Genomic DNA, 16493 nt, shown 5'->3' on the forward strand with positions numbered 1-16493 from the left:
TCGATTTCGTGCGTTTGACGGCAGCCGAATCGCCCTCGGCAATGCTCGCGACGAGCAGCCCGCTCAGATGCTGCAATCTTCTTGGGCTGCGCCTGCCATCAAGCCCGGATCAACCCGCCGCGCATCGCATAGCCGCGATAGAGTGCCCGGCTCTGCGCCACGCCGCCGACGTCCTGCGCCAGTCGCTCGACCGCCGCGTGCAGGCCCGCGCGCGGCGACACATGGAACGCCCCCAGCCAGCCGAACAGCGCGCGCTTCCAAAGCCCCGGCAGCCGCTCCTGCTGCCCGAAATCGACGATCTCCAGCCGGCCGCCCGGCGCCACGCAGCGCGCCGCCTGTCGCAGCGCCGCTTCCCAGTTCGGGATCATCGACAGCGCATAGCTGATGAACACCCGGTCGAAGGTCGCGCGCCCGAACAGCGCCTGCGCGTCGAAGCCGCAAGCGTCGCCCTGCGCCAGCGTCACGCGATCGCCGATCCCCGCCTTCGCCACGCAGGCGCGCGCCGTCGCCAGCATCGCCTCCGAAATATCGACGCCATATAGCGCCGCCCGCGGCCAGGCCTTGCCGACCGCGATCAGGTTGCGTCCCGTGCCGCAGCCGATTTCCAGCACCGCGCCGCCGGCAGGCACGTCCAGATCTGCGATCAGCCCGTCCCGCCCCAGCAGATAATATTTGCGCGTCAGGTCATAGATGTGCCGCTGGTAGCGATAGACCCCGTCCATCAGCCCCTTATGGTCGCTCACACAGCGTCCTTCAGCACATAGAGGTGGACGCCGCCATAGATGGCCGAGCGGTCGCGCGCGGTATAGTCGCGCGACGCGTCGGCGCGATAGTCCCAGCGCCCCAGCACGGCGTCGCTGACCCGGCCCGGCAGGATGCTCGGCTCGCCCGCCGTGCGGAACAGCACGCGCGCGCCCGGCTTTGCCGTCCGCGTGATCTGCGCCCACAGCGCGTTCAACTGGTCGTCGTCCATCCAGTCCTGCGCGTCGAGCAGGATATAGCGGTCGCAGGACGCGGCCGGCTGGCTGGCGAGGAAGTCGGTGAAGTTGACGTGCCGCACGTCGACCCGCGCCGCGCGGGCGCGCACGTCGGCATGGTTGGCCGCCTGCAGATAGGGAGGCAACGGCCCCTTGGCCTGCGCATCCTTGGCGGCATAGCCCCGGCCGAACGCCTGCACCGCGAAATAATTGTCTTTCAGATCAAAGTCACAGGCAAGCTTCTTGAGACGCGCCTTCAGCACCGCGTCCATCCGGTCGTCCCCGGCCAGCGCCTCGAACTGCGCGGGCGGGATTCCCAGGCCAAAGAGCGAGGCCGGCTGGCTGGTCAGCCAGCGCACGAACCCCTTGTCGAAGATCGGCGCCAGTTCGCGCTCGAAAATCTCCAGCTGCTCCTCGCGCGTGCGCGCATCCAGCATGCGCTTGGGATTGACGCCGTGCAGCCGCGCCAGCAGGTGCGCCGCGCCGATGAAGCGGCCCAGCAGCCCATGTTTGTAGATGCCGCGCGCAAAGCCGCCGATCCGCCGCCGGCCGATCAGGTCGCGCCCTTCCCAATAGCGGCGCGTCGCCTCGTCCAGGTGCGGCGCGACCAGATTGCGATAGGCCGCGACATTGGCGCGATTGTCGGCCTGCGCGAAGAAGCGGTGGAAACTGTCATGATCGGGCAGCGTCTGCGCCGCCATCAGCTTCAGCTTGTTGAGCGCGATATGCGCGGTGTTGAGGTCGACGGCCGTGATCTTCGCCGGATTGGCAGTCAGGTAGGACAGCACGTTGCAGCCCCCCGACGCGATCGTCACCACATGGCTGTCGGGCTGGATCGCCAGCGCGTCCATGTCGACCGCCGGGTCCTCCCAGATCTGGGCGTAGACCAGCCCGCGAAAGGCGAAGGTGAAGGCGCGCTCCAGCAGGCCCTGCTTCGACAGATGGCGGTGCCGATGCACGGCCTTGGTGATGTTCCTGTGGGCTGACACAGCCATGTTCGCGACTCCCCGCTGCGCGTTCGTGTCCGCGCGCGATAGGGCAGTGGCGTGTCGGCGGCGTGACGCGCCCGTGACTCGGCGATGACTCGCCTTTCTGGTCGGACTTGCGGAACCGGTCCGCCCCTTCCCATCTTCTGTCCCCATGGCTCACTGGATCGAACCGCACCCGACCGGCATCTATGTCCGCCCCGCCGATGCGTGGATCGATCCCTCCCTTCCGCAGGAGCGCGCGCTGGTGACGCATGGCCATGCCGACCATGCGCGCGGCGGCCATGGCCATGTCTGGGCGACGCGCGAGACCCTGGCGATCATGGGCCTGCGCTACGGCACCGCCAGCGGCACGGCGGTCGACTATGGCGAGGAGGTGCGGCTGGGCGGCGTGCGGATCCGCTACGTGCCGGCTGGCCATGTGCTGGGATCGGCGCAAATCTTGCTCGAACATGCCGGCGAGCGCGTGGTCGTAACCGGCGACTATAAGCGCCGCCCCGATCCCACCTGCCTGCCCTTCGAACCAATACCCTGCGACATCTTCGTCACCGAAGCGACCTTCGGCCTGCCGGTCTTCCGCCATCCCGACACCGGCAGCGAGATGGACCGCCTGCTCGCCGCGCTCCACGCCAATCCCGATCGCTGCGTCCTTGTGGGCGCCTATGCGCTGGGCAAGGCGCAGCGCGTCATCAGCGAATTGCGCGGGCGCGGCCATCATGACGCCATCTACATCCACGGCGCGCTGGAGCGGATGTGCGCCCTCTACCAGGAATTCGGCATCGATCTGGGCGAACTGCGCCCCGCGACCGGCGTGCCGGCGAAGGAGATGCGCGGCCACATCATCCTTGCGCCGCCCTCCGCGCTCAACGATCGCTGGAGCCGCCGCCTGCCGGACCCGATCACCGCCATGGCGTCGGGCTGGATGCGCGTGCGCCAGCGCGCACGGCAGAAGAATGTCGAGTTGCCCCTCGTCATTTCCGACCATGCCGACTGGGACGAACTGACCGACACCATCCGCGAAGTCGCGCCCTCCGAAACCTGGATCACCCATGGGCGGGAGGAAGCGCTGCTGCACTGGTGCATGACTCACCAGATCCGCGCCCGCGCCCTTGCGCTGGTCGGGCGGGAAGATGAGGACGAGGGATGATGCGCCGCGCACCCGCCCATCCGTTCGGTTCGAGCGTGTCGAGAAGGCTCGCGACCCCGTTCTCGACAAGCTCGAACCGAACGGGAGAGATAGAGTGAGGCAATTCTCCCAACTCCTCGACGGCCTCGTCTACACCCGCTCGCGCAACGGCAAGCTCGACCTCATCGCCGCCTATATGCGCGACGCGCCCGATCCCGATCGCGGCTGGGCGCTCGCCGCGCTCACCGGCAATCTCGATCTCAAGGCGGTCAAATCCTCCGCCATCGGCGAGATGATCCGCTCCCGCACCGATCCGGTCCTCTATGAAATGAGCCGCGACTATGTGGGGGACCTTGCCGAAACCGTCGCCCTGCTCTGGCCCAAAAGCGAGGACCAGCCCGCCGAAGTGGACGACGGCTCCTTGAGCCTCTCAGCCGTCATCGACCGGCTCCATGGCGTCAGCCGCGCCGCCGCGCCCCAGGCGCTGGCGCAGATGATGGACCATCTCGATTCGTCGGGCCGCTTCGCCTTGCTCAAGCTCGCCACCGGCGGCCTGCGCGTGGGCATTTCCGCCAGGCTCGCCAAGACCGGCTTTGCCCAGGGGTTCGGCCTCGATGTCGATGATGTGGAGCAGGTCTGGCACGCCCTCTCGCCCCCTTATGAAGCGCTGTTCGACTGGGCGGAGGGGCGCAGCGGCCGCCCCGATCCCGAAGGCACGCCCTATTTCCGGCCCTTCATGCTCGCCCATCCGCTGGAGGCCGACAGCGTCGACCTCACTGACTATGCCGCCGAATGGAAATGGGACGGCATCCGCATCCAGATCGTCGGCACGGGGAGCGAAACCCGCCTCTACAGTCGCGCGGGCGATGATATCTCCGGCAGCTTCCCCGAAATCGCCGCCGCCTTCGCCGGTCATGCCGTGCTGGACGGCGAATTGCTGGTGAAGGGCGAGTTTCAGGGAGGGGAAGCCGCCAGCTTCAACGCGCTTCAGCAGCGGCTCGGGCGCAAGGCCGTCACCACGAAGATGATGGAGGAGTATCCCGCCTTCGTCCGCCTCTACGACCTGCTGATCGACGGCGAGGAGGATTTGCGCGCCCTGCCCTGGCATCTGCGTCGCGCCCGGCTGGAGGGGTTCGTGCCGACGCTCGACCCGCATCGCTTCGACCTGTCGCAACTGATCGAGGCGCCCGACTTCGAAGCCCTTGCCGACATCCGTGCCGGCGCGCGCGACGCCGCGATCGAAGGCGTCATGCTCAAGCGCCGCGACAGTCCCTATGTCGCCGGGCGCAAGGCGGCGCTCTGGTATAAATGGAAACGCGATCCGCTCACCGCCGACTGCGTCATGATGTATGCGCAGCGCGGCCACGGCAAGCGCTCCTCCTTCTATTCGGACTATACGTTCGGCTGCTGGACCCCGGATGGTGAGCTGCTGCCGGTGGGCAAGGCCTATTCGGGCTTCACCGACGAGGAACTGAAATGGCTCGACCGCTTTGTCCGCCAGAACACCGTCAACCGCTTCGGCCCGGTGCGGGAGGTGGAAAAGACCTTGGTGCTGGAGGTTGCGTTCGACAGCATCCACGACAGCAAGCGTCACAAATCCGGCCTCGCCATGCGTTTCCCCCGCATCGCCCGCATCCGCAAGGACAAACCCGCGCATGAGGCGGACACGGTCGAGGGATTGAAGAAGCTGGTGAGTTGATCCATAAGGACCATAAGGAGAACAAGCATGTCTTATAGCGGAAGCTGCCATTGCGGCGCGGTCACCTTCACCGTCGCCGCCGACGCGCCTAGCGAAGCCATGACCTGCAACTGTTCCCATTGCAGCCGGAAAGGCTTCGTCCTCACCTTCGTGCCGGCCGACCAGTTCACGCTGGACAGCGGCGCGGATCGGCTGACCGACTATCTCTTTTACAAGCACGCCATCACGCATCAATTCTGCCGGACATGCGGCACGGAGCCATTCGCCCTCGGCCAATCGCCCGAGGGCGACATGCGCGCGATCAACCTGCGCTGCGTGCCGGAGGTCGATATCGACACCCTCACCATCCAGCACATCGACGGCGCCAGTTTCTAGATGGAGCGGCGGCGCCTTTGGCCCAGCGAAGCCCCCTGGCAGGCTCGGACGCGAGCGGGAGAGGACAGACGCCCCGCAGCGTCCGACACACTGACTTTGCGATGTCACCTCCTGCTCCTATATGGGCGCTTTCGCGCGGTGTCGCGCGCCTGAGTCAGGGAGACGATATTGAGCAAGGTTCTGGTCATCGGCGCGGGCGGCGTCGGCTCTGTCGCGGTTCACAAGATGGCGATGAATCCTGATATTTTCAGCCATATCACGCTCGCGAGCCGCCGCCTTATTTCCTGCGAGAATGTCGCCGAATCAGTGAAGGCGCGCACCGGCGTCACCATCGACGTGGCGCAGGTCGACGCCGACAATGTCGAGGAAACCATCGCCCTCATCCAGAAGGTGCAGCCCAAGCTCGTCGTCAACCTCGCCTTGCCCTATCAGGACCTGGCGATCATGGACGCCTGCCTCGCGACCAAGACCGACTATCTCGACACCGCCAATTACGAACCGCGCGATACCGCCAAGTTCGAATATAGCTGGCAATGGGCCTATCATGATCGTTTCAGGGAAGCGGGCATCATGGCGCTGCTCGGCTCGGGCTTCGACCCCGGTGTCACCAGCGTCTTCGCCTCCTACATCAAGAAGCATCTGCTCGACCGGATCGACACGCTCGACATTCTCGATTGCAATGGCGGCGATCATGGCCAGCATTTCGCCACCAACTTCAACCCGGAAATCAATATCCGCGAAGTGACCGCGCCCTCGCGCCACTGGGCCAATGGCGAATGGGTGGAAGGCCCGGCGCTCAGCCACAAGCAGGTGTTCGACTTCGATCAGGTCGGCGAAAAGAACATGTACCTCATGTATCATGAGGAACTGGAAAGCCTCGCCACCCACTATCCCGAAATCAAGCGCATCCGTTTCTGGATGACCTTCGGCGACGCTTACCTCAAGCATCTGGAAGTGCTCCAGAATGTTGGCATGACCCGCATCGACCCGGTGATGTATAACGGTCAGGAAATCATTCCGCTCCAGTTCCTCAAGGCCGTGCTGCCCGAACCGTCCAGCCTCGGTTCGACCACCAAGGGCAAGACCAATATCGGCGACATCGCGACGGGTCAGAAGGACGGTCAGGAAAAGACCGTCTATGTCTACAATGTCTGCGATCATGAGGACGCCTATGCCGAAACCGGCAACCAGGCGGTCAGCTACACAACCGGCGTGCCTGCGATGATCGGCGCGGCGCTGATGCTGACCGGCGCGTGGCGCGGCGAAGGCGTGTTCAACATCGAACAGTTCGATCCCGATCCCTTCATGGACATGCTCAACAAGCACGGCCTGCCCTGGCAGGTAAAGGAACTGGACGCGCCGCTGGACTTCTGAACGGCGATTTCTCGCTGCAACCTTCCCGCGCACGCTGGACCCATTTCCGACGATCTGTCCGGAAATGGGGAGGGCGGTATATGTCCGCCTGCGCAGGGATAAAGGAGTGGACTGGAATGCGAAATCTCATGCGGATCCTCATGGCCCTCTCTCTTTGCGTCTCTTCCGCATCGGCCCAACCGCCTGCCGATCCCTATGCTCCGGCGAAGGAGATCGTCGCCGACATTAATCGGATCGTCACGCCCAATGGCGTGCAGGAAAATCTCGTTGTCACGCTCGGCGGGGTGCCGCAGGCGATCAATGTGCGCGGCGCGGACCGGGATAACCCCATTCTTCTGTACGTGCATGGGGGTCCGGGCGCAGTGGAGATGCCCTTTGCCTGGTCGTTTCAGCGGCCGTGGGAGGATTTCTTCACCGTCGTCCAATGGGATCAGCGTGGGGCTGGAAAAAGCTACGCGCTGAGCGATCCCGAGGCGATCGCGCCGACCATGACGCTGGATCGCTATCGCGACGACGCCATCGAATTGATCGACTATCTCAAAACCCGCTATGGGAAGCGCAAGATTTTCCTGCTGGGCCATAGCTGGGGCTCGGCGGTGGGGCTGTCGGTCGCGATCAAACGCCCCGACCTGCTCTATGCCTATGTCGGCATGGGTCAGGCGATCGATTTCCGCGCCGGCGAACGCATGGGCATGGATTGGACTATTGCTCAGGCGAAGAAGGCCGGCGACGCCGAAGCGGTCAAGGCAATTGAGGCGCTCGCTCCCTATCCTGCCTCCGAGCCCTTCACCATTGCAAAGGCCGACGGCTGGCGTCGTTACGCCATCCGCTATGGATCGTTGATGGCCGATCGGCCTGATCCGACGCTCTATTTCCGAACCCCGCGCCTCTCACCTGAATATACGCCGGAGGACCGCAAGGCCTGGGGAGCGGGCAGCGAGTTTTCGACCACTATCTTGTGGCCGCGCGTCGCCGACATCAGCTTCACGCAGGTTCGCGAATTGAAGCTGCCGGTGTTCATGCTGCTCGGCCGGACCGACTATACCGTGCCCTCCCCGCTGGCCGCGCAGTGGATGGACCGGTTGAAGGCGCCCGCTAAGAAGACCATCTGGTTCGAACATTCGGCCCACATGCCGATGGTCGAGGAACCCGGCCTGGTTCTCAAGGCCCTGATCAACGATGTCCGCCCGCTGGCGGATCAGGAGTAGCTATTTCATGGAAACCCGCGCCGGCGATCCCGCCGCCTTCGCCCGCTTCGACCTTTATCGTGTGCCGTCGCCTGCCTTCGTGGTCGACGAAGCGGCGGTGCGGCGCAACCTGTCGGTGTTGCGCGACATCGGCGATCGCGCCGGGATCAAGGTGCTGGGCGCGCTCAAGGCCTTTTCCATGTGGTCGCTGGGCGGGGTGATTGGCGAATATCTCGACGGCGTCTGCGCGTCGGGCATCTATGAAGCGCGCCTGGGTCGCGAGGAATATAAGGGTGAGGTGGCGACCTACTGCGCCGCCTACAAACCCGACGATCTCGCCAAAATCCTGCGCATTTCCGACCATGTCATCTTCAACAGCCCCGGCCAGATCGCGCGCATGAAGCCGGTGATCGACGCTGCCCGCAAGGACGGTGTGAACTTCGACATCGGCCTGCGCCTCAACCCGCTCCATGCCGAAGGCGAAGTGCCCAAATATGACCCGTCGCAGCCGCACAGCCGCCTCGGCTTTCCGGTGGACCAGCTGCGCGCCGAACATCTCGACGGCGTCGATGGCCTCCATATCCACAATCTGTGCGAACAGGATTTCCTGCCGCTTCAGCGCACCTGGGGCGCGATCGAGTCACGCGTCATGCCCCATGTCGCCGATCTCAAATGGCTGAACTTCGGCGGCGGCCACCATGTCACCCGTGCCGATTACCAGATCGACGACCTCGTCGCCTTTCTGCAGCGGATTAAGGCGCAGACCGGTCTCGACCTCTATATCGAACCGGGTGAAGCCATGGCGCTCGACGCCGGCATCCTGGTCGGTGAAATCCTCGATGTCATCCATAACGGGATGCCCGTCGCCATCACCGACATCAGCGCCACCTGCCATATGCCCGACGTGATCGAAGCGCCCTATCGCCCCGCCATGCTGCATGAAGCCAGCGAAGGACCAGTCACGCGGCTCGGGGGGCCGTCCTGCCTCGCGGGCGACATTATCGGCGACTATCGAGTCCCCGGCGGGGCCGAACCAGGGGCGCGGATCGCCTTCCTCGATCAGGCCCATTATTCGATGGTGAAGACCAACACCTTCAACGGCGTTCCGCTGCCCTCCATCTGGCTATGGAACAGCGATACGGACGAACTCACGGAAATTCGGTCCTTTTCCTATGAGGATTTCAAGGCTCGTCTCTCCTGACGCACGCCTCACGGTTCGCCGCGCAACAAAATTTCCACAGGCGCTTTACAGGGGGGACCCTGCCGCATATATCGGCCGTCCGCTGCCCCATGGGACTTCCACCGCAAGGCAGCTTCTTACTGCCAACGACTACACTGGAGGTCCCTTGAATTGCACAAGCATCATAGCGCGCTGGGGGTAGCGACCACCCTCAAACCGGCAGCACCGGTAACGCTGATTCGCCCCGACGCCGCTGCTCGGGCTGCCCGCTTCTTTGTCGAGAAGTTTCCGGGCCGCTCGCTTTATGCGGTGAAGGCGAACCCGTCTCCTGATCTGATCCGCACGCTGTTCGCATCGGGCATCACGCATTTCGACGTGGCCTCGATCGCCGAAGTGCGGCTGGTTGCCGATGCGTTGGCCGGCGAGGAAGGCGTGAAACTGTGCTTCATGCATCCCGTCAAGGCCGAGGAAGCGATCGCGGAAGCCTACCATGTGCATGGCGTGCGCACCTTCTCGCTCGACACGATCGACGAGCTGGAAAAGATCATGCGCGCCACTGGCGACGCGACCGATCTGGAGCTGTGCGTGCGCTTGCGCGTGTCCTCCGAACATTCCGAACTCAGCCTCGCGTCGAAGTTTGGCGCCGAACTGGGCGAGACGCGCGAACTGCTGATGGCCACGCGCCAGGCGGCCGATGCGCTGGGCATCTGCTTCCATGTCGGTAGCCAGGCGATGAGCCCCCAGGCCTATAGCGACGCAATCGAGCGAGTCCGCGCCGCGATCGTCGATGCTGCGGTCACGGTCGACATTATCGATGTCGGCGGCGGCTTCCCGTCGGTCTATCCAGGCATGGAGCCGGTGTCGCTGGAGCGGTATTTCGACGCCATCCATCGCGGCTTCGAAAGCCTGCCGATCAGCTATTCGGCGGAATTGTGGTGCGAGCCCGGCCGCGCGCTGTCGGCCGAATATAGCTCGGTCGTGGTGCGCGTCGAGCGTCGCCGCGCCAATGAGCTGTACATCAATGACGGCGCCTATGGCGCGCTGTTCGACGCGGCGCATATCGGCTGGCGCTTCCCGGTCGAGCTGCTGCGCGAAGAGCCAAGTCTGGAAACGCTGGAGGGCTTTTCCTTCTACGGCCCGACCTGCGACGACATGGACCATATGGTCGGCCCCTTCATGCTTCCTTCGGACGTAAAGGCCGGCGACTATATCGAAATCGGCATGCTGGGCGCCTACGGCGCGGCGATGCGCACCGGCTTCAACGGCTTCACGTCGGAGTCGACGATCGAGGTCGAGGACGAGCCGATGGCCAGCCTCTATACCGAAGCGCTGCCGACCCGCCGCCGCGCAAATGTGGTGAAGCTGGGCTCCTCGCTCTGACCCACCAGACGCAAAAGCCCCCGTTACCAGCCGGCAGCGGGGGTTTTTCCTATTTGCGGAAGATGCCAACCAGTTCGACATGGGTCGACCAACGGAACTGGCCTACCGGCTGGACGCTCTCCAGACTGTAGCCCGCCGCCGTCAGATGCGCCGCATCCCGCGCGAAGCTCGCCGGATTGCAGGACACATAGGCGATCAGCGGCACGTTGGACATGGCCAGCTGCAGCACCTGTTCGCGCGCGCCCGCGCGCGGCGGATCCAGGATCACGGCGGCGAAGCGATCCAGCTCCGCCGGCGTCAGCGGCCTCCGGAACAGGTCGCGATGATCGGCCGCCAGCCGCCGCTGCGCTCGCCCCGCCGCCACTTTGAGCCGCAGGATCACGTCCCGCGCCGCCTCTGCCGCATAGACCGGCCGCGCCTCGCCCAGCGCCAGCGCGAAGGTGCCAAGGCCGCAGAACAGATCGGCGACCGGCCCGGTGTCCGGGATGGCGGCGCGGACCGCCGCCACCAGCGCCGCCTCGCCATCGGGGGTCGCCTGCAGGAAGGCGAAGGGCGGAAAGCCGACCGCTGCGCCGCCAAAGCTGACCGTCGCCGCCTCCGGCTCCCAGCGCGTCTGCGGCCCGTCGCCCTCATCGATGGTCAGCCGCGCCAATGCCTGCGCGCGAGCAAAGTCGCCCAGCGCCTCGTCCGCCGACAGCCCTTCGACCCGCACGCCTTCCAGCAGCAGGTCGACGCCCTGGTCGACCAGTGACATCTTCACATGCGCGGCGCGCTTGTCCGGCAGGATGGCCGCCAGCAACGCCCGCAACGGCGCTACCAGCGCGAACAGCCGCGGGTCCAGCACCGCGCACATCTGCAGGTCGATCAGCCTGTGGCTGCCCTCCTCGGCGAAGCCGATGGTGACGCGCTTGCCCGCGCGCGCCGCGCGCAGCGACGCGCGCCGACGCGTCATCGGCGGAGAGATATGCGGCGGCAGCAGCGCGCCGGGCGTCACGCCCTGGCCCGCCAGCGCGCCGGTCACACGCGCCGTGACGAAATCGGCATAGCTTTCCTCGTCCAGATGCTGGAGCTGGCATCCCCCGCAGGCGGGAAAATGGATGCAGGGCGGCTGCGCATGATGGACACCGAACGCGACACTGCCATCCGGCCGGATCCAGTCGCCCGGCGCCGTCAGGGGGAAATGCCGGCCATCGGCGGTGACGCCATCGCCGCGCGCAGCGATGCGGATGATGCTGTCGGTTTCGCTGTCTGATTTGTTGTCGGTCACAATCGCGCGGCGATAGCCGCTGGCAGCGCAGCAAGCAAATCATCCGCGACAAAGGCGGGGCGGCACCGCCGCGCCGCGTCACCATGCAGCCATACCGCTTCGCACGCCGCGCGGAAGGGATCACCCGTCACCGCCAGCCGGCCCGCGGCCAGGCCCGCCAGCACATCACCCGTGCCCGCGGTGGAGAGCCAGGGCGTTGCGCCGCCTGCGACCGCTACGCGCCCATCCGGCGCGGCGATCACGCTGTCCGGGCCCTTGTAAACGACGACCGCGCCCGAGCTGTGCGCCGCCGCGCATGCGCGATCGATCTTGCTGCCGGGCAAGTCGCCGAACAGCCGCCGGAACTCGCCTTCATGCGGAGTCAAAATCGCGTCGCGCCCAATTGTCCTTTCACCCTCTTCGCCAAGCAGCGTCAGCGCGTCGGCATCCAGCACCAGCCGGTATCCACTGTCCAGCGCCGCGCGTAGGCGCGCTCGCGCGCCATCGTCCAGGCCCAGTCCCGGCCCGACCAGCAGCGCCGCGATCCGCTTGTCCGTCAACTGCTCGGCGATCGCGTCGGCACGATCGACCTGCCGGTTGATGATCGCATGTGGCCCGCTGGTCGGCATGTCCGCCGCCAGCCGCCGCACCGACCCCGCGCCGGACCGCGCCGCCGCTTCGCTGGCGAGCAGGCTCGCCCCCGGCATTCCGCCGCCGACCACCGCCACGAGGCCGCGGCTATATTTATGCGCATCGGCCGCCGGCGCCGCCAGCCGCGGCGCACCCAGACGCTGCACGTCGCTGTCTGGAGCCATGTCGAGCGGGGCCAGCATCAGCCGGCCGCAATGTCCGGCTGCGGGATGGAGGAGATGCGCCGGCTTCCACGCGCCAAGCGCAATACAGGCGCCAAAGCGCGGGGTCGCCGACAAGAGCGCGCCGCTGTCCGTCTCCACCCCGCTCGGCAAGTCGATCGCGTAGGATGCCGTGGCGCGCGCGACCAGATCGGACAGCTGCTCGGCAACCGGTTCATCAAGGCCACGGCTGAGGCCGGTGCCGAACAGCGCGTCGACCAGTTGCGTCGCCGGCGCGGCGGTCATCATATCCTCGACCGGGCCGTCCCAGGCTTTCCGCGCCCGCTGCGCCCAACTGGTGCGGCTTTCGCCGAGCGCCGCGACCCTCACCGAAAGCCCGCGCTCCCGCAGCCGCCGCGCGACCACGAAGCCATCGCCGCCATTGTTGCCCGGCCCACACAGGATCAGCACATCGCGCATATGCCCGGCGCGCCAGATGATCTCCGCCGCTGCCGCGCCCGCCTGCTCCATCAGGTCATAGGGGTCGATCCCGGCATCGAAGGCCGCCTGCTCGGCCGCGCGCATCTGCGACGCCGTCAGGATCGCGCCCCCCCTCACCGACCCTGCCCGGCGATCCTGGCAGGCAGGCGATAGCGGTCGTCGCCAACGGCAGCTTCGATCATGTGGCCGTCGATGATGCGAAGCCTGACCTGTTCCGCCCCGTCCCCTTCCTTGAGCCCGCGCCCGTCGGACAGGATGCGAAAGCGCCGGAACCCGCCATCGGGATGACGGATCGTCAGCAGGTCGCCTTCGCGCTCCAGAGTGCAATCGGACGACCAGTCAGCCGCGCCATCGACGCTGCACGCGGGCTCCGCGCTCGCTGTCTGAACAGCGTCGCCCTCTTCCGCCCCGTTGCGATCGCCGCCGCACGCCGCCAGCATCGGCAACAGCGCCAAGGCCACCGGCCAGCACCTCATGCCAGGCGGCTCCGGCACGCCAGCGCGACCGGTCCGATGATCTCCGCGAACCGCTTCTGCCCGGCCGCCTCGCTGACCAGATCCTGCCGCATCTCGATGCCAAGATAGGGGATGCCATTGGCTTCTGCATGGCGGTTCATCGTCGCGTTGAGCAGCCGCCCGGAATAAGGAAGCTGGTCGCCAACCATGAGCCCCGCCGCCTCCAGCATCGGAATGGCGATCCGCGCCGCGCGATCGTCGGCATTATAGAGAATACCGATGTCCCAGGGGCGCTTTTGCGTGGGATCGCTCGCCAGCCTGGGCGTGAAGCTGTGGACGGACAGGATGAAGGGCGATGCCATGTCCGCCAGCAATGCGCCCACCGCATGGTGGTAGGGATGATGGAAACGGATCATCCGTTCGGCCAGATCCGCGCCGCGATTGCCGGGAATGGCATGGCCGTCGCTCATCACCGGCAGCAGGCCCGGCGCATCATCCTCGCGGTTGAGGTCGATCACCAGCCGCGATACGCCGCCCAGAATGGCCGTGCAGCCCAGTTGCTCGGCCAGCAGCGCGCTGACCTCCGCCACGCCGATGTCGATGGCGATATGATCATGAAGCAGCGCCGGGTCGATGCCCAGGTCGACATCCGCGGGCACATGGTTCGACGCATGGTCGGCGACGATCAGCAGGTCGAGCGGCCCGCCATCGATGCGGGTGAAGGCTTGCGTCATGCGGTCCTTATCCGTGTTTCCAATATCCACCAGCCAGGCCGAGCAGCCCGTATCGTTTCGGCCGCCCGCGCCATGGCGGCCTCGCTATCAAACAGGGCGAAGCAGGTCGCGCCCGATCCCGACATGCGCGCCAGTCGCAACCCGTCCGCGCCATCGAGCGCCGCCAGCACGTCCGCGATCATCGGCGCGATCGCGACGGCGGGCGCTTGCAGGTCGTTGCGCCCCGCCTCGATCAACCGCTCCAGGCTTTCCGCGCACAGAGCGCCGCGATCCTGTCGATCCCATCCCGCGAACACATGCGCCGTGGACAGGCCAACGCCGGGATTGACCAGCAGCATCGGCGATCCCTCCAGCCCCGCGACATCATGCCGCGCCAGCCACTCGCCGCGCCCGGTGACGAACTGCGTCACGCTGGCGAGGCAGGCAGGCACGTCCGATCCCAGGTCGAGCGCCAGCGCCGCCAGTTCCTCCGCATCGATGCGCACGCCCCACAGGCGCACCAGCAGGCGCAGCGTGGCCGCGGCGTCGGCCGACCCGCCGCCTATGCCCGACGCCACCGGCAGCAGCTTGGTAAGGCGAAGCCGCGCCCCATGCTGGCAGCCAAGATAGGCCTGCAGCCCCTTTGCCGCGCGCATCACCAGATTGGCGGGTCCTGCATCCAGCCCAGCGCCGAACGGCCCGTCGATCGCCAGGTCGATGGCGCCATCGTCGCTTGCCGCGCCCTCGATGCGATCGCCATGCTCGGCAAAGACGAACACGCTTTCCAGCGCATGATAGCCATCATCGCGCCGCGCCCGCACATGCAGCGCGACATTCACTTTGGCATAGCCCGTTTCGACCAGCAGGTCGGCCTGCGCCTCCACGTCAGGGTGCGGCATATTCGGGCTTCAATCCTTCGCGCGTCTTCGCCGCCAGACGCTCCGCGACGTCGCCCTCCGCGAAGATGGCGGCGGCATTCCAGGCATAGCGCGCCTCATAGCGCCGCCCGGCGCTCCACAGCGCATCGCCCAGATGCTCGTTCACGGTTGGGTCGTCCGGCGCGCCGGCGGCCGCCCGTTCCAGAACCGGCACCGCCGCGCCCACATTTCCGGTCACATATTGGGCCCATCCAAGCGAATCGGTGATGGATGCGTCCTGGGGTTTCAGCGCACTGGCGCGTTGCAGCAGCGCCAGCGCCTCGTCCACATTCTGCCGCCGCTCGATCTGCGCATAGCCCAGATAGTTGAGGATCACCGGCTCGTTGGGGGCCAGCTTCGCCGCCCTTTCCAGCACGGCGCGCGCCTCGTCCCAATGCTCGCCCTGTTCCAGCGCGCTGCCTTCGAACAGCAGCAGCGACCAGGGCACGGTCTCAGGCGTATAGCCCGCCTGCGCCGCGCGAAAAGCCGCCGCTGCGCCGTCGAAATCCTTCTGGTCGGCGAGCAGCCGGCCCAGTTGCACATGCCGCGCCGCGTCGGCGCCGGGCATCTGCGCCAGCGTCCGCGCCAGCGCGATGGCGCCGGGGCGATCGCCCGCTTCCGCCATGGCGACGACCAGCTCCGCCTGACCCAGCGCGCCATACCATCGGTCCGCGGCCACCTTCTGCGCTTCGGCGACGCCGAAGGCGGGATAGCCTGCAGCGGTCAGCAGCCGGGCGGCGATGATGTGCGCTTCGGCGCTGTCCGGATCAGCGAAGGTCGCGATCCGCGCCAGCCGCATGCCCAGCGCCACGCCGCCCTGATCCGTGGCGATATCCGCCGCCAGCCGCGACAGCAGCCGCGCATAGCCCTGCGCCGGATCGAGCAGGGCGCGCTTGCCCCTGGGATATTTGCCGCGCTTCAGGTCCGATCGGGCGGCGGCGAAATCGGCCGCGCCTTCCGGCAGCATCGCCAGCGCCTCGTCGCGATACCCGCGCGCGGCCAGCTGGCCCGCGAAGCTCAGCCGCAATGCCGCGCCATCGCCGCCCCCGCGCAGCGCCAGCGCCCGCCGTGCCGCCGGCAGCGCCGCCGCCAGGTCGCCGCGGCCGATCGCCTGCAAGGCGACATGTTCGTCGACATAGCGGCGCGCCAGACTGGCGAAGGGATCCTTGTCGGCGATCACCGGCGGCGAGGCGCGTCCTTCGCCTTGCGCGATCCAGCTGCGGATCATCGGCGCCAGGAAGGCGAAATTGCCTTCTTCCTCCATCCGGTCGGTCAGTTGCCCCGCGCTCGCCCAATCCTGATGCTCCAGCGCCTCGCCGATCCGCAGGAGGGTTCCGTCGCGCGGCAGCATCGCCTGCGCCTCCAGCATGGTCGCCGCGCGCAGCGCCAGCGCCTCGTCGCCGCTTTCCAGCGCCTGCGCAAAGGATCGCCGCGCGATGGCGATGCTGTCGGGGTCGAGCGTCATCGCCGCGCGGTAGCTCGCCACCGCCGCCTGCAAAGCGCCATCCCCGTCCGCCAGCCGGGCCCGCGCATAGGCATGCAGCGCGCTGTCGGGATCGACCGCCGCGCCGGCGGCCGCCGGCATG

The 16493-nt window shown here is 66.7% G+C and carries 15 protein-coding genes; 7 read left to right on the forward strand and 8 right to left on the reverse strand.

The window, feature by feature from the left end:
* Nucleotides 1-98: 98 nt before the first annotated feature.
* Entirely contained in the window at nt 99-743 is a 645-nt protein-coding gene (locus ACGGKE_RS04450) for a class I SAM-dependent methyltransferase (protein ID WP_394440392.1), read from the reverse strand.
* Nucleotides 740-1972 (reverse strand): DUF3419 family protein, encoded by a 1233-nt coding sequence (locus ACGGKE_RS04455; protein WP_394440394.1) that lies wholly within the window; start codon nt 1970-1972, stop codon nt 740-742. Before ACGGKE_RS04455 ends, ACGGKE_RS04450 begins: the two co-directional genes overlap by 4 nt.
* A 145-nt stretch (nt 1973-2117) precedes the next feature.
* Here ACGGKE_RS04455 and ACGGKE_RS04460 point away from each other — a divergent pair, with 145 nt between their 5' ends.
* The 7 genes from ACGGKE_RS04460 (at nt 2118) to ACGGKE_RS04490 (ending at nt 10284) form a co-directional block, all read left to right on the forward strand.
* Entirely contained in the window at nt 2118-3110 is a 993-nt protein-coding gene (locus ACGGKE_RS04460) for a ligase-associated DNA damage response exonuclease (RefSeq protein ID WP_394440396.1), read from the forward strand.
* Between the two features lie 94 nt (nt 3111-3204).
* Entirely contained in the window at nt 3205-4788 is a 1584-nt protein-coding gene (locus ACGGKE_RS04465; protein WP_394440398.1) for a cisplatin damage response ATP-dependent DNA ligase, read from the forward strand.
* A gap of 27 nt (nt 4789-4815) precedes the next feature.
* Nucleotides 4816-5163, forward strand: a complete 348-nt coding sequence (locus ACGGKE_RS04470) for a GFA family protein (RefSeq protein ID WP_394440400.1) — start codon at nt 4816-4818, stop codon at nt 5161-5163.
* A gap of 168 nt (nt 5164-5331) precedes the next feature.
* Nucleotides 5332-6537 carry a saccharopine dehydrogenase family protein gene (locus ACGGKE_RS04475; RefSeq protein WP_394440402.1) on the forward strand — a complete coding sequence of 402 codons (1206 nt, stop codon included), beginning with the start codon at nt 5332-5334 and terminating at the stop codon, nt 6535-6537.
* Between the two features lie 116 nt (nt 6538-6653).
* A complete protein-coding gene (locus ACGGKE_RS04480) occupies nt 6654-7745 on the forward strand; it encodes an alpha/beta fold hydrolase (protein WP_394440404.1) in 1092 nt (363 codons plus the stop codon).
* A gap of 7 nt (nt 7746-7752) precedes the next feature.
* On the forward strand, nt 7753-8925 hold the full coding sequence (locus tag ACGGKE_RS04485; RefSeq protein ID WP_394440406.1) for a carboxynorspermidine decarboxylase: 1173 nt from the start codon (nt 7753-7755) through the stop codon (nt 8923-8925).
* Between the two features lie 150 nt (nt 8926-9075).
* A complete protein-coding gene (locus tag ACGGKE_RS04490) occupies nt 9076-10284 on the forward strand; it encodes a type III PLP-dependent enzyme (RefSeq protein WP_394440408.1) in 1209 nt (402 codons plus the stop codon).
* A gap of 49 nt (nt 10285-10333) precedes the next feature.
* Here the strand turns inward: ACGGKE_RS04490 and ACGGKE_RS04495 are convergent, their stop codons facing one another.
* From ACGGKE_RS04495 to ACGGKE_RS04520, 6 genes are read right to left on the reverse strand one after another with little or no spacing between them, the layout of a single operon-like run.
* Nucleotides 10334-11551 carry a class I SAM-dependent RNA methyltransferase gene (locus tag ACGGKE_RS04495; RefSeq protein ID WP_394440410.1) on the reverse strand — a complete coding sequence of 406 codons (1218 nt, stop codon included), beginning with the start codon at nt 11549-11551 and terminating at the stop codon, nt 10334-10336.
* Nucleotides 11548-12939 (reverse strand): NAD(P)H-hydrate dehydratase, encoded by a 1392-nt coding sequence (locus tag ACGGKE_RS04500; protein WP_394440412.1) that lies wholly within the window; start codon nt 12937-12939, stop codon nt 11548-11550. The genes ACGGKE_RS04495 and ACGGKE_RS04500 overlap by 4 nt, the downstream gene beginning before the upstream one ends.
* Nucleotides 12936-13298 (reverse strand): hypothetical protein, encoded by a 363-nt coding sequence (locus tag ACGGKE_RS04505; protein ID WP_394440414.1) that lies wholly within the window; start codon nt 13296-13298, stop codon nt 12936-12938. Before ACGGKE_RS04505 ends, ACGGKE_RS04500 begins: the two co-directional genes overlap by 4 nt.
* Entirely contained in the window at nt 13295-14011 is a 717-nt protein-coding gene (locus tag ACGGKE_RS04510) for an N-formylglutamate amidohydrolase (RefSeq protein ID WP_394440416.1), read from the reverse strand. Before ACGGKE_RS04510 ends, ACGGKE_RS04505 begins: the two co-directional genes overlap by 4 nt.
* Nucleotides 14008-14889 carry a 4-(cytidine 5'-diphospho)-2-C-methyl-D-erythritol kinase gene (locus tag ACGGKE_RS04515; protein ID WP_394440418.1) on the reverse strand — a complete coding sequence of 294 codons (882 nt, stop codon included), beginning with the start codon at nt 14887-14889 and terminating at the stop codon, nt 14008-14010. The genes ACGGKE_RS04510 and ACGGKE_RS04515 overlap by 4 nt, the downstream gene beginning before the upstream one ends.
* Complete coding sequence (locus ACGGKE_RS04520) at nt 14876-16492, reverse strand: tetratricopeptide repeat protein (protein ID WP_394440420.1); 1617 nt, start codon at nt 16490-16492, stop codon at nt 14876-14878. The genes ACGGKE_RS04515 and ACGGKE_RS04520 overlap by 14 nt, the downstream gene beginning before the upstream one ends.
* Nucleotide 16493: the final 1 nt, after the last annotated feature.

Source organism: Sphingobium naphthae (assembly GCF_043589935.1).
GTDB lineage: Bacteria > Pseudomonadota > Alphaproteobacteria > Sphingomonadales > Sphingomonadaceae > Sphingobium > Sphingobium naphthae_A.